The organism is Halanaerobium sehlinense (genome assembly GCF_055379485.1).
Window position 1 is genome coordinate 1,942,265 of the sequence record NZ_AP042442.1, and the last position, 21,329, is coordinate 1,963,593.

Below are 21,329 nucleotides of genomic sequence, written 5' to 3' on the forward strand. Positions count from 1 at the left end.
CTTTTCACCTCTAAAAAATATTAATCTTCTTCAAACTTTATTGCCTCATCGCTAATTAGCTTGATTTTTCTAATTCTATTGTCAATAATACTTTCAATAACAAAAGTCATATCTTCTAATTCAAGTTTTTCACCCTTAACCGGAAGTCGATTTAAATAATATAATATTAAACCACTTACAGTTTCATAATTGTCACTTTCAAGTAAAGGATCCTGCAAATATTCATTTAATTCTTCAATATCAACCCGTCCATCCAGCATTAGGGTTTTCTCATCAATTACCTCTATATAGCTTTTTTCTAAATCAAATTCATCCTGAATATCTCCCACAATTTCCTCTAATAAATCTTCAATGGTTATTAATCCGGCTGTACCACCATATTCATCAACTACAACCGCCATATGTTCTTTTCTATCTTTCATCTCAGATAAAAGCTGATTAATTGGCTTTCCTTCAGGAATGAAATAAATTGGTTTAACAAATTCTTCAATATTAATATCTGTTCTTTCTGCCAATAATAATTCCAAAAGATCTTTAATATAAATCAAACCAATAATATTATCAATTGATTCTTCAAAAACAGGAATTCTGGAATGACCTTTTTCAACTCCCATTTTTATCAATTCATTTAAAGACGCATTTTTTTCAATACAAACCATATCAATTCTAGGTATCATAATTTCTTTAACTAAAGTATCATCAAATTCAAAAACACTCTGTATCATTTCCTGCTCAGTTTCTTTAATAACCCCTTCTCTCTGACTAACATCAACAAAACGTCTAATTTCTTCTTCACTTAAAAAAGCAGAAGAAATTAAGTTTTTATCTTTCACAAACAGATTAACAATTTTTGTAAAAATATAAATAAAGGGTGATAAAATTATTTCTAAATAATAAAGTGGAGTTGAAGCTGCTTTAGCATATTCAATAGAATGATTATTTCCTAAAGATTTTGGTGTTATTTCTCCAAAAATTAATATAAGTAAAGTTACAACTCCTGTTGCAATTCCTACCCCTTTACTTCCAAATAATTCTATAGATAACGCTGTTGCTATGGAGGAAGCAGCTATATTTACTAGATTATTACCAATCAATATTGTAGTTAATAACTTAGTCTGATCATGCAGCAGCTTATCAACCTTGGCTGCCCTTTCATCACCTCTTTGAACTTTTTCCTTAATTTTAACTCTGTTGACAGACATAAAGGCAGTCTCAGAGCCGGAAAAAAAAGAAGATAAAAATATTAATATAAATAATGATATTAACTCTAAATACATTTCAAATCTCCCCCACAGTCAACTAAATTATCAAATTCTAAAAAAATAAAATATAATTACCGTAATAACCCCACCAAGTAAAATACCCAAAAATATTTCTTTTAAAGAATGAGTGCCAGCTTCTAATCTGCTTTGAGCAGTTAAAAAAGCAAGTATTAAAGCCAACGAAAATGCTAATAAACTTTTTGTTAAAAACCAAATAATCAAAACAACAGAAGTGGCAAGTGCTGTGTGGCCGCTAATAATCCCACCTTTTAAAGGTGTACCACTGCTGAATATCGATTTCAATGTAACAACGGCAATGAATATCAAAAATAAATTTATAAAAATCAAATGAAGGGGCTCATGTCTTATATTAAAAATCAGATTCAAAGATAATTCCTGTGCTTTTTTAAAAAAGACAAGATATGCAATGAAAATCGCATTACCGGCTGCAATAACTACTGCAGCAGCTCCAATATTTTTGGCAATCCTTGCTTTAAAACTATAGTCCTGGGTTAGAATATCAATAATAACTTCTACAGCAGTATTAATTAGTTCAGCAAAAATAACAAATGAAATAGCAATAATCACAAGTGCCAGTTCAATTCTACTTAAATCGAAAAAAAGGCTAAATGTCAAGACAAAAATTGCTGCTGCAAGATGAATCTGCATATTCCGCTGAGTTCTAATTGCATGAATCAGGCCTGCTATTGCATGATTAAAGCTGTTAATTGTTTTCAAAATCCACATTATAACACCTAATCTCTACTTATGCCCAGTTGGGTTAAAACTCTTTCCTCTTTTTGGCGCATTTCATTTTTTTCTTCTTTACTGTGGTGATCATAACCAAATAAATGGAACATTCCATGCACAGTAAGATAAGCTAATTCCCTTTTTAATGAATGACCATATTCAGCAGCCTGCTCAGCAGCCCTCGAAGCTGATATTATAATGTCTCCCAGCATTTCCTCATCAATTGGGAATGATAAAACATCTGTAACTTCATTTTTTTCCCTATAATTATTATTAAGTTCTTTTATCTGGTGGTTACTAACAAAAGCAATACTAACCTCACCACCACTATATCCCTCTAATTCAGCAGCAGTTGCAGCTACTTTTTCCAAAAGTTCCATCATTTCCTGTTGGATTTCAACTTCATTTTGTTGATTATTAAATTTGACATTAACCACTTTTATTACCACCTTTCATTTCTTTCAGCAGCTTGTCTGGATACTCTACTCTTTGATGATAGATACCGGTTAAAACTTTAACAAAACTTTTAACTATTGTATCCAAATCAGTTAAGGTTAAATTAGATTGATCTAATTGATTTTCTATTAGTTTGTCTTTAACCAGACCTCTAACAAAACCCTCTATCCGATCATGATTGTTTTTATTGAAATTTTTAGAACGAATGGCAGCCTCAGTTATATCAGCCAGCATAATAATTGCAGCTTCTCTACTTTGAGGTTTAGGACCATCATAACGGAAATCTTTTTTTTCAATATCATCATGTTTATTGTCCTGAAGAGCCTGCTGATAAAAATATGAAATTAAATTGGTTCCATGATGCTGTTTTATTATATCAATTATCTTAGATGGCAAACCATTTTCTTCTGCTAATTCAACCCCATCTTTAACATGTGACTTAATAATTAGAGCACTTAAGTTGGGAGATGTTTTATCATGAGGATTTTCTCCTCCAAATTGATTATCAGAGAAAAAATATGGTCTTTTTAATTTCCCAATATCATGATAGTAAGCAGCAGCTCTAGCCAGTAAAGAGTCAGCTCCAACATCTTCCGCTGCAGTTTCAGCTAAATTCCCCACAATAATGCTGTGGTGATAAGTTCCCGGTGCCTCAACCAACATTCTTTTTAAAATAGGTTGACTGGGATTTGATAATTCTAATAATTTTACAGAACTTGTCATATCAAATAAATCTTCCAGATATGGAAGTAAACCATTTGCCAAAACACCTACTAATAAACCATTGATAATACCACCACCAACAGACCAAATTAAGTTACTCCAATCCTGATTCTGCTGAAGTAATGATAGGCCTCCAATTAAAAAAACCAAAATAAAACTCACATTTAATCCAGCTCTTATGATATCTCCTCTCTCTTTGACTTTTGATACACTAAAAATACCGATTAATCCGGCGAGAAAAGAGGTCAAAACTATATTAAAATTCATATCATAAATTGGCGCTATCAATAAACTAATAAACAAAGTTGTTATCAGAGCTGTATCACTACTAATTAAAATAGTCAATAAGATCGAGGCCATTGCAGTTGGCACCATATAGTTTACAAAAGGATTTTGAAATAAAGTTAAAATTTTAGCTAAAACTACTACAGAGAAAATAAGAAGTTCGATCAGCAGCAGCTTGCTGTTATCACTCCAAATAGCTGGTTGATATTTATAAAAGTAAAAGCCCAACAGCAGCACTAAAATTAAACTAATTAATATCCTGCCGCTTATATTGTAGTAATTAATCCCACCTTTTTGCAAACCCAGTCTTTCTAATATTTCAATATCAGCTTCAGTAACAACATCACCCTTGCGAACAATAATTTCTCCCTGACGTACAGTTTTTTCTACTGCTTCAACCTCAGAAATAGCTTCTTGACGTCTATTTGCAGTAGCTTCCTGATTTAAAAACATATTGGCTGCAATAACACTTTCACCCAAATCTGCCAGTATTAATCTCTTGTCTCTTGAAATATCTAATTCCATCGCACTCTGTCTTAAATCTTCACGGGCAGAATTCAAGTCAGATGGTAAAATTCTGTTCTGCAGTTTACTCTGAATAAGACTTTCTGCCTGCTGACGGAGCTCAGATAACTCGGAATCAGTTAATGTAATCAACGCTGATAAATTTTGATTGCTAACTTCAAGATTTATTTCGTTATTAATTAATCTAACAATCTCATTTATTTCTCCTTCAGTTAAATTATCAATTTGACTCTGAGAAAAAACATTTTTTTCATTATTGTTTTGCTGCTGTTCTGCAGCTTCTTCTGGTTCAATTTGTTCATCTGCTCTATTTTCTGACAGAGTAATTTTATTGTAATAGAAGAATTCTCTTTCATTTTGAACAGTATCAAACAAAAAACCAAGTTCATTTAACACTTCTTCTTCAACTGTAGAATCTTCTTCGTAAACTCTAGGGGCCGCATCTGCAGCTCTTTGCCTCAATTCAGATGTTCTGCTTTCATCAATAAAAGTAATTGTTCTTGGAGCAGTGATATCATTTTGGCTTACCTGGCCTGCTCTTAAGTCAACCTGATTAGGAATTAAATCAAGACTTAAAGTCAAAGCAATCAGGATAAAGAAAATCACAGCCCAAATCACTTTATAACTGTTAGATGAAAAATCAAGATATTCTTTTCTCCATTTTCGGAGTCTAACTCTTAATTTTTTCATAAATTTCATTTTTATTTCCCACTTTCATAACTTTCATATGCCTTAATAATTTCTTTAACCAGATCATGCCTTACTACATCATGTCGGCTTAGATAGACAAAATCGATACCTTTTATATCTTTCAGTATTTTTTGAACAGTTGCTAAACCTGAACGTTTTTTACTAGGTAAATCAATTTGAGTAATATCACCAGTTATTACAGCTTTTGAATTAAAACCAATTCTTGTTAAAAACATCTTCATCTGTTCTAAAGTAGTATTTTGAGCTTCATCTAAAATTACAAATGAATCATCAAGAGTTCGCCCTCTCATGTAAGCAAGAGGTGCAACTTCTATAATATCTTTTTCTTGATAGAGTTTTGATTTTTCGGGGCCTAAAATATCATATAAAGCATCATATAAAGGTCTTAAGTAAGGATCTACCTTTTCCTGCATATCTCCTGGTAAAAATCCTAAATTTTCTCCAGCTTCAATAGCTGGTCTGGTTAAAACAATTCTATTAATTTCATTATTCAAAAGACTTTTTACTGCCATTACCATTGCTAGATAGGTTTTACCAGTTCCAGCTGGTCCAATTGCAAAGACAATATCTCTATTTTTAATTGATTCCAGATAAAGTTTTTGCCCCATAGTTTTGGCTTTTATTTTCCGCCCTTTGTAATTTTCAAGAACTACCTCATCATAAATTCTATTTAAATCAACAGCTGGATTTCTTTTTAAAAGTTCAGCTGCATATTTTAATTTTCTCGGTGAAAGTTCCTCTTTTGTATCTGTTAGAGAAATTAATTTTTTAATTATTTTATCAATATTTTTATTTTGATTATAATTATTTATTTTTATTTGATTACCACGACCGCTTAATTTTACTGATAATAAGTCTTCCAGTAATTTTAAATTACGATCATTATGACCAAAGAAATTTTGGGCAAGCTGATAATCATTGATTTCAATTATTTTTTCTTTTTGACTCAAATTATAACTCCTCCTTAATACTTTTACTTTTTTATTATATCATATTTATTTCTTTAAACAAATTTAACGAAAAACTGCAGCCGAAATTGGCCACAGTTTTTGGTTGCTCTCTTCTCTATTAATAAGGTCTATTCCTTTTAGCTTGTGGTGGAGAAATAATCTCAGAATAAATCACAGCCTTTTCCGCTTCATTAAAATTGCTAAACTGTGAAAACATATCATTATTTGAAGTGAAATTATCGTTAGAAAAATCATTTGAAGAAGAAAAATCACTACTGCTATCAAAATTACTAGAGGAACTACTATGATCATGAATATTCGAGTCAGTATCTATAATTGTTTGTATGTTTTTATCCCAGTTAGCTGTATTATTTTCAGCACTATTTTCATTAAAATCATTATTTCCAGTAAACCTCTCGTTTTTTTTGCTTTCTTTTATTACAAATTCAAATACTTTTTTAAAAAGAGAAAGTATTTTCAAAAAGATAAATAAAAATAGTAAAAGAAAGGCTAAATTAATTATAAAATACATAATTTTACACCTCACATTAATGGATTACTTAACTCATAACTGATTCCTGCTAAACATAATTTTCTGTTTAGCAGTTAAAATCTATTCTTTTTCATTATTTTTATCTGCAGACTCAGAAATACTGCTTCTCATCTTAGTATCAGATTCAACATTTTTAAGATTAATATAATCCATTACTCCCATGTTTCCTTTTTTTAGAGCTTCAGACATTGCAAGAGGTACTTCAGCTTCTGCCTCAACAACTTTTGCTCTCATTTCCTGAACTCTAGCCTTCATTTCCTGCTCCTCAGCAACAGCCATCGCTCTTCTTTCTTCAGCTTTAGCCTGTGCAATTTCCTTATCAGCTTCGGCTTGATCAGTCTGAAGTTGAGCTCCAATATTTTTACCAACATCAACATCAGCAATATCTATAGACAAAATTTCAAAGGCAGTTCCTGAATCCAAACCTTTATCCAAAACCGTCTTAGATATAGAATCAGGATTTTCCAGCACTTTCTTATGTGATTCAGCAGAACCTACAGTTGTAACTATTCCCTCACCAACTCTTGCGAGTACAGTCTCTTCCCCAGCTCCACCAACAAGACGGTCAATATTTGCTCTAACAGTAACTCTAGCAGTTGCCATAACCTGAATACCATCCATAGCTACAGCAGTAACAACTGGAGTCTGAATAACCTTAGGATTCACACTCATTTTAACAGCTTCTAATACATCTCTTCCTGCTAAATCAATTGCAGCTGCTCTCTCAAAAGTTAAATCAATTTCTGCCCTTTGAGCAGCGATTAAAGCATCCACTACCCGATCAACATTTCCTCCTGCAAGATAATGAGCTTCCAGTTGATCACTACTTAAGCCCTTACCAGCTTTGTGTGATTTTATCATTGGAGCAACTATTGAAGACGGCACCACTCGTCTCAAACGCATTCCAATTAAATTAAAAAATCCTACCTTTACTCCGGCTGCTGTTGCCGAAATCCATAAACCCAGCGGTATAAAATAAAAAAATAAGACAAAAAATAAAATTAAAGCAGCTAAAATTAAAATTGAAAATAATTCCATAATTTATTCCTCCTCTGATATTTTGCGAACAACAACTCGAGATCCAGACACTGAAACCACTTTAACTTTTTTACCTTTTTCGATAAAACTTCCTTCACTAACTGCATCTATCCTCTGGCCCTCAATTTTTATAGTTCCTGCTGGTCTTAACTTGGAAAGGGTTACAGCTTCTTGATCAAGATAATCTTTTTTAGAAGTTGAAGAAAAATAATTTTCAGAACTGCTGTCTAAAGATATTTTTTTCCAAAAACGACTGGTTCCAAATTTTTTAACCATAAAAATTCCTATAACAAGGGTAAATAGGACAACTGCTAATAAAACGTTGATTGCAATTGAGCTATTAGGGAAAATAAAGAATAAACTTGTTAAAACAGCTGCTATTCCACTGATTCCTGCAATTCCAAAACCTGGAATAATAAAAATCTCTGCTAAAATTAATATGATGCCAACTATAAATAAAATGACAATTCCCGTTCCAATTGCACCAGTAAAAATATGACCGGCAAAAAAGATTAACAATGTAATTATCCCAACTGTTCCTCCCAAAGCAAAACCAGGAGTTAATGCTTCAAATATTAGGGCAGAAAAAGCAATAATTAAAAGAAGTGAGCTGGCATATGGATTACTAATTATGCCCATTATCTTTTCTAAATTAGTTTTTTCTATTGTAGTAATCTCATTTAAAGATATATTTTCTACTGCTGCTAAATCTGACAATGTCGAAACATTATAATCAGCAATACCTAATTCTAAAGCTTCTGCTGCAGTAAGCGTTAAAAGTTTATCTTTTTCGATTACACCTTCAATTTCGATTGAAGCATCAACCATCGCTTCAGCAATTTTAGGGTTTTTATTTCTTCTTTCAGCAGTAGCTGCAAATTCTTTTCTTAAAGCAGAAATGTATTTTTCTTCATTAGGCCTTGTTTCAGCAGCTCCAATACTGGAAGCTGGTGAAATATATAATTCTTCACCCGCTAAAGCAATCAAAGCTGCAGCTGACCAGGCCCTGCCGTTTACAAAACTAACAACTCTTATTTCTGATTCTAAAATTCTATCTCTAATTTTGAGAGCAGAATCTACAAAACCACCAAGTGAATTTATTTCTAAAATTATAAAATCTAGATTCAGGTTTTCAGCCTCAGTTACATTTTTATCAATAAAACTAAATTCAGCATTATTAATTTCACTATTTAAGATTAGATGCATAACTTCTGCCTTGGAATCTGAACTATAAAAACTAAAAATTAAAATAAATATTAAAAAAATTAAAATTATTTTTCTCATTATAATACCTCCAATAAAGAGGAATAAAGAAAGAGGAGCTCCCCTTTCTTTAAAAAGATTATTTAACTACTTAATTTTTCTTTTACTTTTGAGCTTACCATAGAGCCATCAGCTCTACCTTTAATTTTAGGCATAATTGCCCCCATAACCTGACCCATATCTGACATATTTTCTGCACCTGTCTCTTCGATCACCTGATCTACAAGTTCATCGACTTCTGCTTCTGACATCTGTTCAGGTAAATATTCCTGTAAAATTTCAATTTCTTTGTGCAGCTTTTCCATAACATCTTTTTTGCCAGATTTTTCAAAGTCAGCCAGTGAATCTTTTATCTGTTTTACCTGTTTAGCAATTACTGCTGTTACTCCCTGATCATCTAGTTCCTCACCAGTTTCTATTTCCTTGTTTTTTATTTCTGACCTGGTCATTCTAATTACAGAAAGTCTTTCTTTATCTTTAGCCTTCATTGCTTTTTTCATGTCTTCAATTAACTTTTCTTTAAGTTTGCTCATTTTTACAACTCCAATCTATAATTAAGTTAAGCTATTTGTTTATCTCTAATAATTTTATATTATCCAGGGGGCCACTGCAGCTGTCTCCCTCCTAAAAGATGAAAATGAATATGATAAACACTTTGACCTCCATCGTCACCACAGTTGCTTACAAGCCTATATCCTGACTCTGCTATTTCAAATTTAGCGGCCAATTTTTTTGCAGTCTGATAAATATGTCCGATCAATTCACCTGCTTCAGGTTTTAAATTATTTAAATCTGGAATGTGCCTTTTAGGAACTATTAATAAATGTACAGGTGCCTGAGGATTTATATCTTCAAAAACGACTACTTTTTCGTCTTCATAAACAAAATCAGTATCCATCTCACCTGAAGCAATTTTACAAAATAAACAATCTTTCAAAAAAACCCCTCCTCGTGTAATATACTTAGTGATATTTAAATATGACTCAAAATCCATATTTATACTTCAACTATTAATTATATTCTCTTAAAAGAAGAAAATTCCTGCTATTTTATAATTTCACCTTTTAAATGATAGGGATCAATTGATCCACTTAGTTTTACTTTAACTAACTCATTTTTTAAATCGTCTGAACCATCAACTAAAATTTTAAGATAATTATCAGTATAACCTGTTAATAAACCAGTAGTGTGATCCCTAACTTCTTCAATTAAAACTTCTTTTTTTCGACCAATAAATTCTTTTTGATAATCCAGCATTAAAGCTTCATTGACCAAACGCAGTTTTTTGCTGTATTCTTTTACTAAATTTCCATTTAACTGCTCCATTTCTGCCGCTGGTGTTCCTTCTCTAGCAGAATAAGGAAAAACATGTACTTTAGAAAAACCTATATCTTTAACGGCTTCTAATGTCTCAGCAAAGGTAACTTCTGTTTCACCTGGGAAACCAACAATAATATCTGTTGTAACAGCTAAATCTGGTATTCTACTTCTTAATTCTGCTACAGTTTTCTTAAACTCCTCTAAAGTATAGGGCCTGTTCATCGCTTCTAAAATCTTGTTGCTTCCACTCTGAAGGGGTAGGTGTAAATGAGGACAGAAAATATCTTCTTCAGCAATTAAATCCATCATTCCTTTATCAATTTCAGTTCCCTCAATTGAGCTTAAACGAACACGATTTAAATTTTCAATTTCAGTTAAAGTTTCCATTAATTGAGTTAATCCTTTTTTATTTCCTTTTTCACTACCATAAGCACCAAGGTGAGTTCCAGTTAAAATAATTTCTTTGACACCCTGGTCAGCTAATCTTTTAATCTCTGCTGCAACCTCTTCTCTTTTACGGCTTCTTACAGGACCCCGAGCATAAGGAATTATACAGTAACTACAGAACTGATTACAGCCGTCTTCAATTTTGACATTGGCTCTAGTTGTATTTGTCAGTCTCTTCAGTTCCAATTCTTCATATTCTTTTAATTCTTTATATTCTTTGACATCATTTTTAATTGATTTTCCAGCCAGCATTTCTTCGGCTTTATCCAAAATATCAGCTTTGTTGTTGCTGCCCATTACAAAATCAATTTCTTCTATATCTCTTACTTCATCCGGAAAAGCCTGAGTATAACAGCCAACTATTGCAACAATACTTTCTTCAGAACGACGCTTTGCTCTCCGAGCTATCTGTCTTGTTTTCCTAGCTGCTTCATTTGTTACAGTACAGCTGTTAACTATATAAACATCAGCTTTTTCGGAAAAATCTACTATTTGATAGCCGTTATCTATAAAAATGTCTATTACAGCTTCAGTTTCATATTGATTTACTTTACAACCTAAGGTATAAAAAGCTGCTCTTTTTATCATACTAATCACCAAGTTCACCTTTCTCATATAAAATAGCTGTTAAGGCAGTTATCCCAGCAGTCTCGGTTCTTAAAATGCGGGGGCCAAGTGTAATTACCTGAGCTTCAAGTTCAGACTTGAATTGCTGTACTTCCGCCTCTGAAAATCCTCCTTCAGGACCAATGATTACCAAGATATCAGCTGCTGCATCAACATTATTTTCTCTAAAAAAATTTTTAAGTGAAAGATTTTCTTCATCTTCCCACAATAATAATACATAATCAAATTTTTGCTTTAAATTTTTAAGCCGACTGCTGCTGTGAAAGTCTTCAATCTTTGGAATAACAGCTCGACCTGATTGTTTTGCTGCAGCTTCAGCAACTCTCTGCCAGCGGCTTCTCTTTTTTTCTTTTTTCTTATGGTTATATTTAACAATAGTTCTTTTGCTTTCTAGCGGGATTAGTCCAGAAAAACCAATTTCAGTTGCCTTTTCAACTATTAAATCCATTTTACTCTTTTTAGGTAGGCCTTGAGCCAGCCAAACTTTTATCCCAGCCTCAACTCCTGATTTTTCCTTTTTTAAAACTTTCAAAATAACTTCATCATCATTAAAATTAGTTATTTCAGCTTCCATATCAAAACCATTACCATCAGAAAGAATAACCCTGTCACCTATATTTAGGCGCAGGGAATTTTTAAGATGGTTATAGTCATTTCCAGAAATAATTACGCTTTCATTAACTTCAGTACTCTGATCTATAAAAAATCTATGCATTTTTTTCACTCCAAAGTTTAGAGTTGAATTCATAATAATCTATCTTAAATCTCAATTTAAATATTAATTGCGTCTTTTATCTTTTTTAAAAAACTTTTGTGCTCCGGGTTGATTTCTTCACCACTTATTTCAGCAAATTCTGCCAGAAGTTCTTTCTGTTTATCATCTAAGTCTTTAGGAATCATAACTTTGACCTTAATATACTGATCTCCTCTTCCATAACCATTTAGATGGCTTATACCTTTATTTTTCAATCTAAAGGTTGTTCCAGGCTGAGTCCCTTCAGGAATATCGAATTGTACCTTACCTTCTAAAGTAGGTACTTTAATTTTATCGCCTAATGTTGCCTGGACAAAACTTATTGGAACTTCACAGTAGAGATCATCGCCTTTGCGGTCAAATATTTTATGATCCTGTACATCCATTATAATATATAAGTCACCTGCTGGTCCACCTTTTTCACCAGCCTGACCTTCTCCAGACATTCGAAGTCTGGTTCCAGTATCTACTCCGGCAGGTATATTAACAGTTAATTTTCGCTGTTTGCGAACTTTACCTGATCCACTACACTTGTGACAGGCTTCTTCCACAATTTTACCATCTCCACCACAGCGGCTGCAAACTCTGCTTTGCGTAAATTGGCCAAATGGTGTCTGTTGACTGGTGCGAACCTGACCCTGACCATTACATTCAGGACAGGTCTTTACATCTGTACCTGGTTCAGCACCACTGCCACCACAGCGGTCACATTCTTCTTCTCTGGGTATTCTAATTTCTTTTTTACCACCAAAAGCAGCTTCTTCAAAAGAAATTTCCATTCTATACTGCAAATCAGCTCCACGGCGGGGTCCATTTTGTCTACGACCACCCATTCCACCGCCAAAGCCAAACATATTAAATAAGTCATCAAGACCACCAAAACCACCCTGAGCGAAATCGTCAAAGTTAAAGTCCTGGTCATTAATACCTGAATGTCCATACTGATCATAACGTGCTCTTTTATCCGGATCACTTAAAATCTCATAAGCCTCAGAAATTTCCTTAAACTTTTCTGAGGTGTCTTTATCCTGATTCATATCAGGGTGATATTTTTTGGCCAGCTTACGATAAGCTCGCTTAATTTCTTTTTGATCGGCATCCCGGTCAACACCGAGCAGTTCGTAATAATCATTTTTTGCCATCTTAAAATCACCTCTCTAAAAAAAGAAAGAGAAAACAGTTATAGGGAGAGGAATACTCTCCCTAAACTGAACTATTCTTCCCTTAATTTATTTCTCTTCATCATCTACTTCTTCAAAGTCTACATCAACTGTATTATCGTCTGCCTGAGAAGCTGCTCCAGCTCCAGGTTGTGGACCCGCTTGACCGGCTCCTTGCTGTGCTCCTGCCGCGCCAGCACCTGCTTGTGCTCCTTCAGCTTGAGAATACAGCTCAGAACTTAGCTCTGTTAATTCATCAGTTAGAGCTTCCATTTTTTCTTTTATTGCTTCAATTTCAGCATCTTCATTTTCTAAAACTTCTTTTAATTCATCTTTAGCAGCTTCAACTTTATCTTTAATTGCTGAATCCACCTTATCTCCAGCATCTTCCAGAGTCTTTTCTGTTTGATGAACTAGAGCATCAGCTTCATTACGAGTCTCAATCTTTTCTACCCGCTTTTTATCTTCTTCAGCATGCTCTTCAGCATCTTTTACCATTTCTTCTATTTCTTCATCAGAAAGACCGCTTGTAGATTTAATGGTAATCTTTTGTTCATTGCCTGTCCCCTTATCTTTGGCAGATACATGAACAATACCATTTTTATCAATATCAAATTCTACTTCAATCTGAGGCACTCCACGTGGTGCAGGTGGAATATCAGTTAATTGGAAACGTCCTAAGGTTTTGTTGTCCTTTGCCATCTTTCTCTCACCCTGCAGAACATGGATATCTACACTTGACTGATTATCAGTTGCTGTAGAGAAAATCTTAGATTTTGAAGTAGGAATTGTGGTATTTCTATCAATTAATTTGGTAAATACTCCTCCAAGAGTTTCAATACCAAGAGATAGAGGTGTAACATCTAATAATACTACATCATCTACATCCCCTGCTAAAATACCACCTTGAATTGCAGCACCAACAGCTACAACTTCATCTGGGTTGATTCCTTTATGTGCATCTTTACCAATTAGATTCTTAACTGCTTCCTGAACAGCTGGAATTCTAGTTGAACCACCAACTAAAATTACTTCATCAATATCTGATTTATCCATACCAGCATCTTTTAAAGCTTTACGAGCTGGCTCCATAGACTGCTCAATTAAATCACTGATTAGGCTCTCAAACTTAGCTCTTGTTAGATCAATATCTAGGTGTTCAGGACCTTCATCAGTTTGAGTAATAAATGGTAGATTAATATTTGTCTGCTTAACACTTGATAACTCAATTTTAGCTTTTTCAGCTGCATCTTTTAAACGCTGAAGTGCCATTTTATCCTTCTTTAAGTCAATTCCAGTTCTATTTTTAAATTCTTCGGCAAGATAATCAATAATTCTCTGGTCAAAATCATCTCCACCAAGGTGATTATTACCATTAGTTGCTATAACTTCGAAAACTCCATCTCCAATATCTAAGATGGAAACATCAAAAGTACCTCCCCCAAGGTCATAAACTAAAATAGTTTCTTCACCTTTATCATCAAGGCCATAAGCTAAAGAAGCAGCTGTAGGCTCATTGATAATTCTTTCTACTTTTAAACCAGCAATTTTACCAGCATCTTTTGTTGCCTGACGCTGGGCATCACTGAAGTATGCAGGAACTGTAATTACAGCTTCCTCAACTTCTTCACCTAAATATTCTTCTGCATCTCTTTTTAATTTCTGTAAAATCATAGCAGAAATCTGCTGTGGATTATAATTTTCTCCATTAAGTGTCACACTATAATCTGTTCCCATATGTCTTTTAATTGAGGCAATTGTCTGCTCAGGGTTTGTTACAGCCTGACGTTTAGCATGTTCACCGACAATTCTCTCTCCCTTTTTAGAATATGCTACTACAGAAGGAGTAGTTCTAGCACCTTCTTTATTTGGAATAACGGTTGGTTCTCCACCTTCCATTACAGCCACACAGGAATTAGTTGTACCTAAGTCAATACCAATTACTTTACCCATTTTATATTCCTCCTTATAAAATTGTTTGCAAGTTTTTCTTTATTTTATAAAAGTTTGTAAAACCCAAAAAAGTTTAATAAATTTATTAGATTGAAATATTATTATCCAGCTACTTTAACCATAGCAGGTCTAATAACTCTATCTTCTAAAATAAATCCTTTTTGTACCACTTCTATCACAGTATCTTCTTCATATTCAGGTGTTTCAACTCTCATAATTGCCTCATGATATTCTGGATTAAATTCTTCTCCTTCAGCAATTATTTCTTCAATCCCTTCCTCAGCAAAACTCTTTAGAAGTTGATTATAGATCATTTCTACACCTTTGTAAAAATCATTTTCTTTATCTTCTGCTTTTAGAGCACGTTCAAAGTTATCTAACACCGGTAGTAAACTCCCACAAAGCTGAACTTTACCTCTGGTGGTCATTTCTGCCTTTTCTTTTTCACTTCTTTTTCTGTAATTAACAAAATCAGCCTGTAATCTCTGTAACCTACTCAAAAGATCATCAATTTCGGCATCCATCGCTTTTATTTTTTCATTTTTTTCTCTTACTTCTTCAATCAATTCTTCTCGCGAAAGCTCCAGTCGGACTCCCTTTTTTTCTGTTTTTTCTGTCTCAGAATCATTATCTGCTGCAGCTTCGTCTTTTTGATTTTCATTTAATTCAGCATCTTCTTTATTTTCTGCCTCTGCATTTTCTTTTAAATCAATATTTTCTTTTTCTTCTTTATTCATTATTATCACCCACTAGCCTTAGAAATTAATTTACCTAAAATATCTGAAATAACATCAACCGATGAAATAACTCGTGGATATTCCATACGGGTGGGACCAATAACTCCAATTTTCCCAACTGCTCGATTCGAAATATAGTAGGTTGCAACAACCAGCGAGCAGTTTTTAATATCCTCTACTTCATTTTCCTGACCAATCTTTATTTCAAGATCAGAACCAGAAATACTGTTAATAATTTTATTCAACATTTCCTCCTGATCAAGTAATTTGAGCATTTTTTTTACTTTTTCCAGATCATTAAACTCCGGCTGCTCTAAAATATAGGAGGTACCTCCTAAATAAACTTTAACTCCACCAGGTTCAAATGCACCTTCAAATTCATTATAAAATTGTTTAAATAAGTCAACAGAAAGATCAAGTCTTGCCATAAGTTCTTTCTCAACTTCATTTAAATAGTTTGAATCTAGATTAGCTAATAATTTATTTTCTAATTTATCACTTAAAAATTTATTAATATATGAAATCTTTTCAGATGATAAATTCTGATCTAAATTGATAATTTTATTATTAACCATCCCAGCATCAGTAACTAAGACTAAAAGCAGCGAATTATTCGCTAACTGCATAATCTCAACTTTCTTTAATTTACTGATCTGACTTTTAGGCTCACTAACCATGGCCGTATAATGAGTCATATTTGAAAGCATTTTAGCCATACCAGAAATTATATCCTGTACATCCTGAAGATCTTGATATAAATTCTCAATATTTTCTATTACACCAGGTTCTTGATTTTTCTCCCGGCTGACAAGCTGATCGACATAATAACGATAACCCTTGTCAGATGGTATTCTACCGGCAGATGTATGAGGCTGTTCTAAATAACCAAGTTCTTCCAGATCAGCCATTTCATTTCTGATAGTTGCAGGACTTACATCCAGATTATATTTTTTCGCAAGTGTCCTTGAACCAATTGGAGATGCGGAAATTATGTGTTCCTGAATGATGGCCTGCAGTATTCGTTTTTTTCTTGAATCCAGTTCGTCAACCATCATTTCTCACCTCTCTTTTTAGCACTCAACAACAGAGAGTGCTAACAGCTAATAATAAAATAACATATTGTTTTTTTTTTGTCAAATAATATTAAGAGTTAATCCCTTAAAAATTTAAGAAAAACTTCATTTGCCAGCTCCCTGCCTCTGGTTGTTAGATAAATTCTCTCATTTGCTTCTATTATCAATTTATTCTTTACTAAATATTTAATTTCTTCTTTATATACAGTTTTAAAATTAAGTTCAAATTTTCGATAAAATTCATGATAAAATAAACCCTTATCTGTTCTCAAAGCTAAAAATGAATACTCTGCCATCTTTTCTTCTTTTGACAAACAATTTATCTTTCTTATTTTATCTTTACTTATATTTTCTGAATTATAATGTTTAATATATTTCTCCAGATCTCTAATATTTTGATATCTGCAGTTACCATCAAAACCTGATGCACCCGGACCTAGAGCCAGATAAGGTTGATACAACCAATATATATAATTATGGCGCGCCCTATATCCAGACCTGCAAAAATTTGAGATTTCATAATGCTGATAGCCCGCAGAATTTAGTTTTTCTAAAGCCAACTCATACATATCTGCGTCTAGCTCTTCTGCAGGAAGTTTTAAATCACCTTTTTTATACCTCTCATAAAAAGGAGTGTCTTCATGCAGCTCAAGATTATATAAAGAAATATGTGGTGGCAAAAAATTAAGCATCTCTTCTAAATCATCTTCAAATTGATCTAAACTTTGATTTGGTAAAGCAAAAATTAAATCAGCACTATAATTATCAAAATATTTATCAATCAACCTTAATTTATTTTTATTGTTTTCTGAATCACTTCTGCGACCAAGAAAAGAAAGATGCTTGTCATTAAAACTTTGAATGCCAACACTTAAACGATTAATTCCAGCCTGTTTTAATTTAATAATTTTCTCTTCATCAATTGAAGTTGGATTAACTTCCATTGTTATTTCAGCAGCTGGAGAAACTTTAAATTTTTCTTTTATTTTCTTAATTAACTCAGCAGCAGTTAAGGGGTCTATTAGAGATGGTGTCCCCCCACCAATATAAATAGTTTGAACTAAATTATTATTTACTTTTTTTGATAATTCTTCTAATTCCAAAAAAAGAGCGGCCCAAAACTGGCCCACCCCTTTTTTAGTATATTTAGTTGAATAAAAATCACAATAAGGACATTTGCTGCTGCAATATGGAAAATGAATATAAATAGCATTAGCAGTTTCAAAGTTTAAATTATACATTTTCATCTCTTTCTAATACTGTCATAAATGCTTCCTGAGGAATTTCTACACTACCAACCTGTTTCATCCTCTTTTTTCCTTCCTTCTGCTTTTCTAACAACTTTCTTTTACGACTAACATCCCCACCATAACATTTCTGCAGCACATTTTTACGCATTGCAGGAATATTAACTCGAGCAATAATTTTACCACCAACAGCAGCCTGGATTGGAACTTTAAACATATGACGAGGAATTACTTCTTTTAATCTTCTAACTAAAGCATTACCCTGCTGATAAGAGTTTTCATCATGCACAATTGTCGATAGAGCATCTACAACTTCTTTATTTACTAAAATATCAAGTTTAACAAGTTTAGATACCTTATAGCCTTCTAATTCATAATCTAAAGTTGCGTAACCTCTAGTTTTAGATTTAAGCTGGTTAAAAAAGTCTGTAATAATTTCGCTTAAAGGCATTTCATATTTTAAAGTAACTCGATCTTGATCAATATACTGCATATCTTTAAATTCTCCACGATTATCCTGACAAAGTTCCATTGCCTGACCTACATACTCCTCCGGAAGGTGGATTTCTGCTGTCACAAAAGGTTCTTTTATTTTATCAATTTCACTTGGGTCCGGAAACGCAGCTGGATTTTCAATTTTTAATTCCTCACCATTTTTTTTGATGATTTGATATTCTACACTTGGAGCTGTTATTACAAGATCTAAGTCATATTCTCTTTCTAATCTTTCCTGGATAACCTCCATATGTAATAGTCCTAAAAAGCCACAGCGAAAGCCAAATCCTAATGCTTCCGAAGTTTCTGGTTCAAATGTAAAAGATGCATCATTTAACTGCAGTTTTTCTAAGGCCTCTTTTAAAATTTCATAATCAGCATTATCAGTCGGATAAAGCCCACTAAAAACCATAGGCTGAACTTTTTGATAACCTGGTAGTGCCTTTTGGGCTGGATTATTTTTCAGAGTAATTGTGTCACCTACACGGCAATTTCTGACATCTTTAATTCCTGAGATAATATAACCAACTTCTCCGGCAGTTAATTCATCTTTTTTCTGCATAGCAGGACTAAAAAATCCAACCTCATCTACCTCATAACTTTTTTGGTTAGACATTAATAAAATTTTATCTCCTTTTTTTACTGACCCTTCCATAACTCGAACATAAGCTATTACACCCTGGTAAGAATCATATAATGTATCAAAAACCAAAGCTCTTAATGGCTGATTAATTCCATTATTGGGAGCGGGAACTCTTTCAATTATTGCATCAAGAATTTGATCAATATTAGTTCCAGTTTTCGCACTGGCCAAAATTGCCTCATCTGGGTCAATTCCAATATCTAAGAGCTGCTCTTTAACCCGCTGAGGGTTTGCAGAAGGCAGATCTATTTTATTGATCACTGGAATAATTTCCAAATCATGTTCTAAAGCAAGGTAAATATTAGCCATAGTTTGAGCTTCAACACCCTGAGCAGCATCAATTACCAAAACAGCACCTTCGCAGGCTGCAAGGCTTCTAGATACTTCATACGCAAAATCAACATGACCGGGAGTGTCAATTAAATTTAATTCATAGCCCTGATATTCAATGCTCACAGCTTGAGCTTTTATTGTAATACCTCTTTCTCTTTCTAAATCCATCTTGTCTAAAACCTGTTCCTGCATTTTTCGATCTGTAATGGTCCCTGTATATTCTAACATACGATCAGCAAGAGTAGATTTCCCGTGATCTATATGAGCTATTATGCAAAAATTTCTTATTTTATCAGTTTGCAACAAAACTTCCTCCTTTTTACTTTTTCATTTAGCTCCAGCAAGTAATTTGCTCGAGACAGCACTTTAATTATATTATACTTAGAGCTATTAATCAATTGTCAGAAAGCAATAATATTTTTCTTTAAAATATTGATAACACAGAATAAATCTAGAATTAGATAGCTTATTTTTTAATTTTGCTCTTGCATTTTGGATTATGACATGTTAAAATTGAAATGTTGCAAATTAAGTCTGAGAGTATAAATATTTACTTTTAAGAGGGGGTGAAGTTAGATGCCTATTATTAAATCTGCTAAGAAAAGAGTTAAAACAACAGAAAAGAAAACTGCTCAAAATCGCATGTGGAAAGATAGATTAAAAAACACGATTAAAGATATGGAAAAGGCAGTTGAAGCAGGGGAAAAAGAAGCTGCTGCAGAACAGTTAAAAGAGACTAAAAAGGTCATCGATAAGGCTGTAACAAGAAATATTATTCATAAAAACAATGCAGCCCGCAAAAAATCCCGCCTCACAAAGATGTATAATAATATGTAATTTAAAGTTACAAATTATCTAAAAGATAGCTATCTTTTAAATTATAAACTCATCCAAATGGATGAGTTTTTTTATTTTTTAAGAAATCAAAAATTCAATATTATTTAAATATTAAATAGCCAACTTTGCTTATTTAATAGGCGATAGATTTGATAATTATCATTTCCAGTGCAGTAGTTTGATCTGGATAATAGCCAGTTAAAAAATGATAATTAGCCCTCAAAATTTCTTCTAATATTTTTTCCAGCTCTTTTTGAGTAAAATTCCTACTACGCTGAAGGGCTTTTTTTACTGGATAAGGATGTTTTCCCAATTTTTTAGCTATTTTTCTATTATCACGTGTATATTGACTATAAAATTTTACCTGCATTAAAAGTTCAATTTGATTTTTTAACATTGTTAATAAATATAAGGGATAAACACCTCTATTTAGCATCTCTTTTAAAGTAAGCAGTGCCTGATCTGTTCGTTTATCTCCTATTAAATCTAGAAATTTAAATATTTCTTCATCTTCAATAAACTTTTCTCTACTAATTATTTTTTGAATGTCATGATATGAAATTTTTTCTTTATCTGGATAGCGGGTTACTATCTTTTCAATTTCACTATTTAAAATTTCTAATTTATTACTAAACATATTTTCAAGTATTTTAAGACTCTGCTTATCAATTCTTTTGTTGTATTCTTTAAAACGCGAAACAATCCACTGATCTAAATCACCATAACGTGGTGTTTCAAATTCCTGATATAAGACATGATTTTTTAAAGTTCTGTAAAACTTTTTCCTTTTATCAATTTTATTGGCAGTTAAAAAAAGCAGAGTGGTACTTTGATTAATATTTTTAAAAATATCTAATAGTTTTTCTTTTTCATCTTTATTTAAAGAATCACCTTCCTCAAAGTGAGAAATCACAAATCTTTTTTCCGCTCCCATCGGAGGTGTCTGAACAGTATTTTTTAATTTTTTTAGATATCCCTCACCTGGATTTACATACGAAAGATTGAAATCTCTAACTGCTTCTGGAATAAACTCACTAATAAAATCTTCTTTAAATTTATTTCTTAAATAGGAATTTTCAGCATAAATATAATATGCTTTTTTAATCTTTTTTTGTTTATTTATAAAAGCTTCAACATCCAATTTATTACACCTCACAATCTGCCACGATTTTACTTCTAATTTATTT

At 32.7% G+C, this 21,329-nt stretch carries 20 protein-coding genes; 1 reads left to right on the forward strand and 19 read right to left on the reverse strand.

What is annotated here, in order from left to right; all coding sequences use genetic code 11:
• Positions 1-20: 20 nt before the first annotated feature.
• From ACZ446_RS09530 to lepA, 18 genes are all read right to left on the reverse strand, one after another.
• The gene (locus ACZ446_RS09530) at positions 21-1,277 is read right to left on the reverse strand and encodes a hemolysin family protein (protein ID WP_464392329.1); all 1,257 of its coding nucleotides are present in this window, start codon (positions 1,275-1,277) and stop codon (positions 21-23) included.
• A 30-nt stretch (positions 1,278-1,307) separates the two neighbouring features.
• The gene (locus tag ACZ446_RS09535) at positions 1,308-2,009 is read right to left on the reverse strand and encodes a diacylglycerol kinase (RefSeq protein WP_464392330.1); all 702 of its coding nucleotides are present in this window, start codon (positions 2,007-2,009) and stop codon (positions 1,308-1,310) included.
• 8 nt (positions 2,010-2,017) lie between these two features.
• A complete protein-coding gene (gene ybeY / locus ACZ446_RS09540) occupies positions 2,018-2,449 on the reverse strand; it encodes an rRNA maturation RNase YbeY (protein WP_464392331.1) in 432 nt (143 codons plus the stop codon).
• Positions 2,442-4,691, reverse strand: a complete 2,250-nt coding sequence (locus tag ACZ446_RS09545) for an HD family phosphohydrolase (RefSeq protein ID WP_464392332.1) — start codon at positions 4,689-4,691, stop codon at positions 2,442-2,444. The genes ybeY and ACZ446_RS09545 overlap by 8 nt, the downstream gene beginning before the upstream one ends.
• Positions 4,692-4,702: 11 nt before the next feature.
• Positions 4,703-5,662: a PhoH family protein gene (locus tag ACZ446_RS09550; RefSeq protein ID WP_464392333.1), complete on the reverse strand. Its 960-nt coding sequence runs from the start codon at positions 5,660-5,662 to the stop codon at positions 4,703-4,705.
• Between the two features lie 118 nt (positions 5,663-5,780).
• Positions 5,781-6,194, reverse strand: a complete 414-nt coding sequence (locus ACZ446_RS09555; RefSeq protein ID WP_464392334.1) for a hypothetical protein — start codon at positions 6,192-6,194, stop codon at positions 5,781-5,783.
• A gap of 81 nt (positions 6,195-6,275) precedes the next feature.
• A complete protein-coding gene (gene floA / locus ACZ446_RS09560) occupies positions 6,276-7,253 on the reverse strand; it encodes a flotillin-like protein FloA (RefSeq protein WP_464392335.1) in 978 nt (325 codons plus the stop codon).
• Positions 7,254-7,256: 3 nt separating this feature from the next.
• Entirely contained in the window at positions 7,257-8,537 is a 1,281-nt protein-coding gene (locus ACZ446_RS09565; RefSeq protein WP_464392336.1) for an NfeD family protein, read from the reverse strand.
• Positions 8,538-8,599: 62 nt separating this feature from the next.
• Positions 8,600-9,049 (reverse strand): GatB/YqeY domain-containing protein, encoded by a 450-nt coding sequence (locus ACZ446_RS09570; RefSeq protein ID WP_464392337.1) that lies wholly within the window; start codon positions 9,047-9,049, stop codon positions 8,600-8,602.
• A 59-nt stretch (positions 9,050-9,108) separates the two neighbouring features.
• Entirely contained in the window at positions 9,109-9,453 is a 345-nt protein-coding gene (locus ACZ446_RS09575) for a histidine triad nucleotide-binding protein (RefSeq protein ID WP_464392338.1), read from the reverse strand.
• A gap of 107 nt (positions 9,454-9,560) precedes the next feature.
• Positions 9,561-10,871, reverse strand: a complete 1,311-nt coding sequence (gene mtaB / locus ACZ446_RS09580) for a tRNA (N(6)-L-threonylcarbamoyladenosine(37)-C(2))-methylthiotransferase MtaB (protein WP_464392339.1) — start codon at positions 10,869-10,871, stop codon at positions 9,561-9,563.
• A gap of 1 nt (position 10,872) precedes the next feature.
• On the reverse strand, positions 10,873-11,625 hold the full coding sequence (locus ACZ446_RS09585) for a 16S rRNA (uracil(1498)-N(3))-methyltransferase (protein ID WP_464392340.1): 753 nt from the start codon (positions 11,623-11,625) through the stop codon (positions 10,873-10,875).
• A gap of 56 nt (positions 11,626-11,681) precedes the next feature.
• On the reverse strand, positions 11,682-12,806 hold the full coding sequence (gene dnaJ, locus ACZ446_RS09590) for a molecular chaperone DnaJ (RefSeq protein ID WP_464392341.1): 1,125 nt from the start codon (positions 12,804-12,806) through the stop codon (positions 11,682-11,684).
• Between the two features lie 87 nt (positions 12,807-12,893).
• Entirely contained in the window at positions 12,894-14,777 is a 1,884-nt protein-coding gene (gene dnaK, locus ACZ446_RS09595) for a molecular chaperone DnaK (RefSeq protein WP_464392342.1), read from the reverse strand.
• Positions 14,778-14,878: 101 nt separating this feature from the next.
• Complete coding sequence (gene grpE, locus ACZ446_RS09600) at positions 14,879-15,514, reverse strand: nucleotide exchange factor GrpE (RefSeq protein ID WP_464392343.1); 636 nt, start codon at positions 15,512-15,514, stop codon at positions 14,879-14,881.
• 5 nt (positions 15,515-15,519) lie between these two features.
• A complete protein-coding gene (gene hrcA / locus ACZ446_RS09605; protein WP_464392344.1) occupies positions 15,520-16,569 on the reverse strand; it encodes a heat-inducible transcriptional repressor HrcA in 1,050 nt (349 codons plus the stop codon).
• Between the two features lie 95 nt (positions 16,570-16,664).
• On the reverse strand, positions 16,665-17,828 hold the full coding sequence (gene hemW, locus ACZ446_RS09610; protein WP_464392345.1) for a radical SAM family heme chaperone HemW: 1,164 nt from the start codon (positions 17,826-17,828) through the stop codon (positions 16,665-16,667).
• Positions 17,821-19,608 carry a translation elongation factor 4 gene (lepA, locus tag ACZ446_RS09615; protein ID WP_464392346.1) on the reverse strand — a complete coding sequence of 596 codons (1,788 nt, stop codon included), beginning with the start codon at positions 19,606-19,608 and terminating at the stop codon, positions 17,821-17,823. The genes hemW and lepA overlap by 8 nt, the downstream gene beginning before the upstream one ends.
• 273 nt (positions 19,609-19,881) lie before the next feature.
• Here lepA and rpsT point away from each other — a divergent pair, with 273 nt between their 5' ends.
• Positions 19,882-20,142, forward strand: a complete 261-nt coding sequence (gene rpsT / locus ACZ446_RS09620; RefSeq protein WP_464392347.1) for a 30S ribosomal protein S20 — start codon at positions 19,882-19,884, stop codon at positions 20,140-20,142.
• A gap of 133 nt (positions 20,143-20,275) precedes the next feature.
• Here the strand turns inward: rpsT and holA are convergent, their stop codons facing one another.
• Positions 20,276-21,283: a DNA polymerase III subunit delta gene (gene holA, locus ACZ446_RS09625; RefSeq protein ID WP_464392348.1), complete on the reverse strand. Its 1,008-nt coding sequence runs from the start codon at positions 21,281-21,283 to the stop codon at positions 20,276-20,278.
• Positions 21,284-21,329 lie beyond the last annotated feature (46 nt).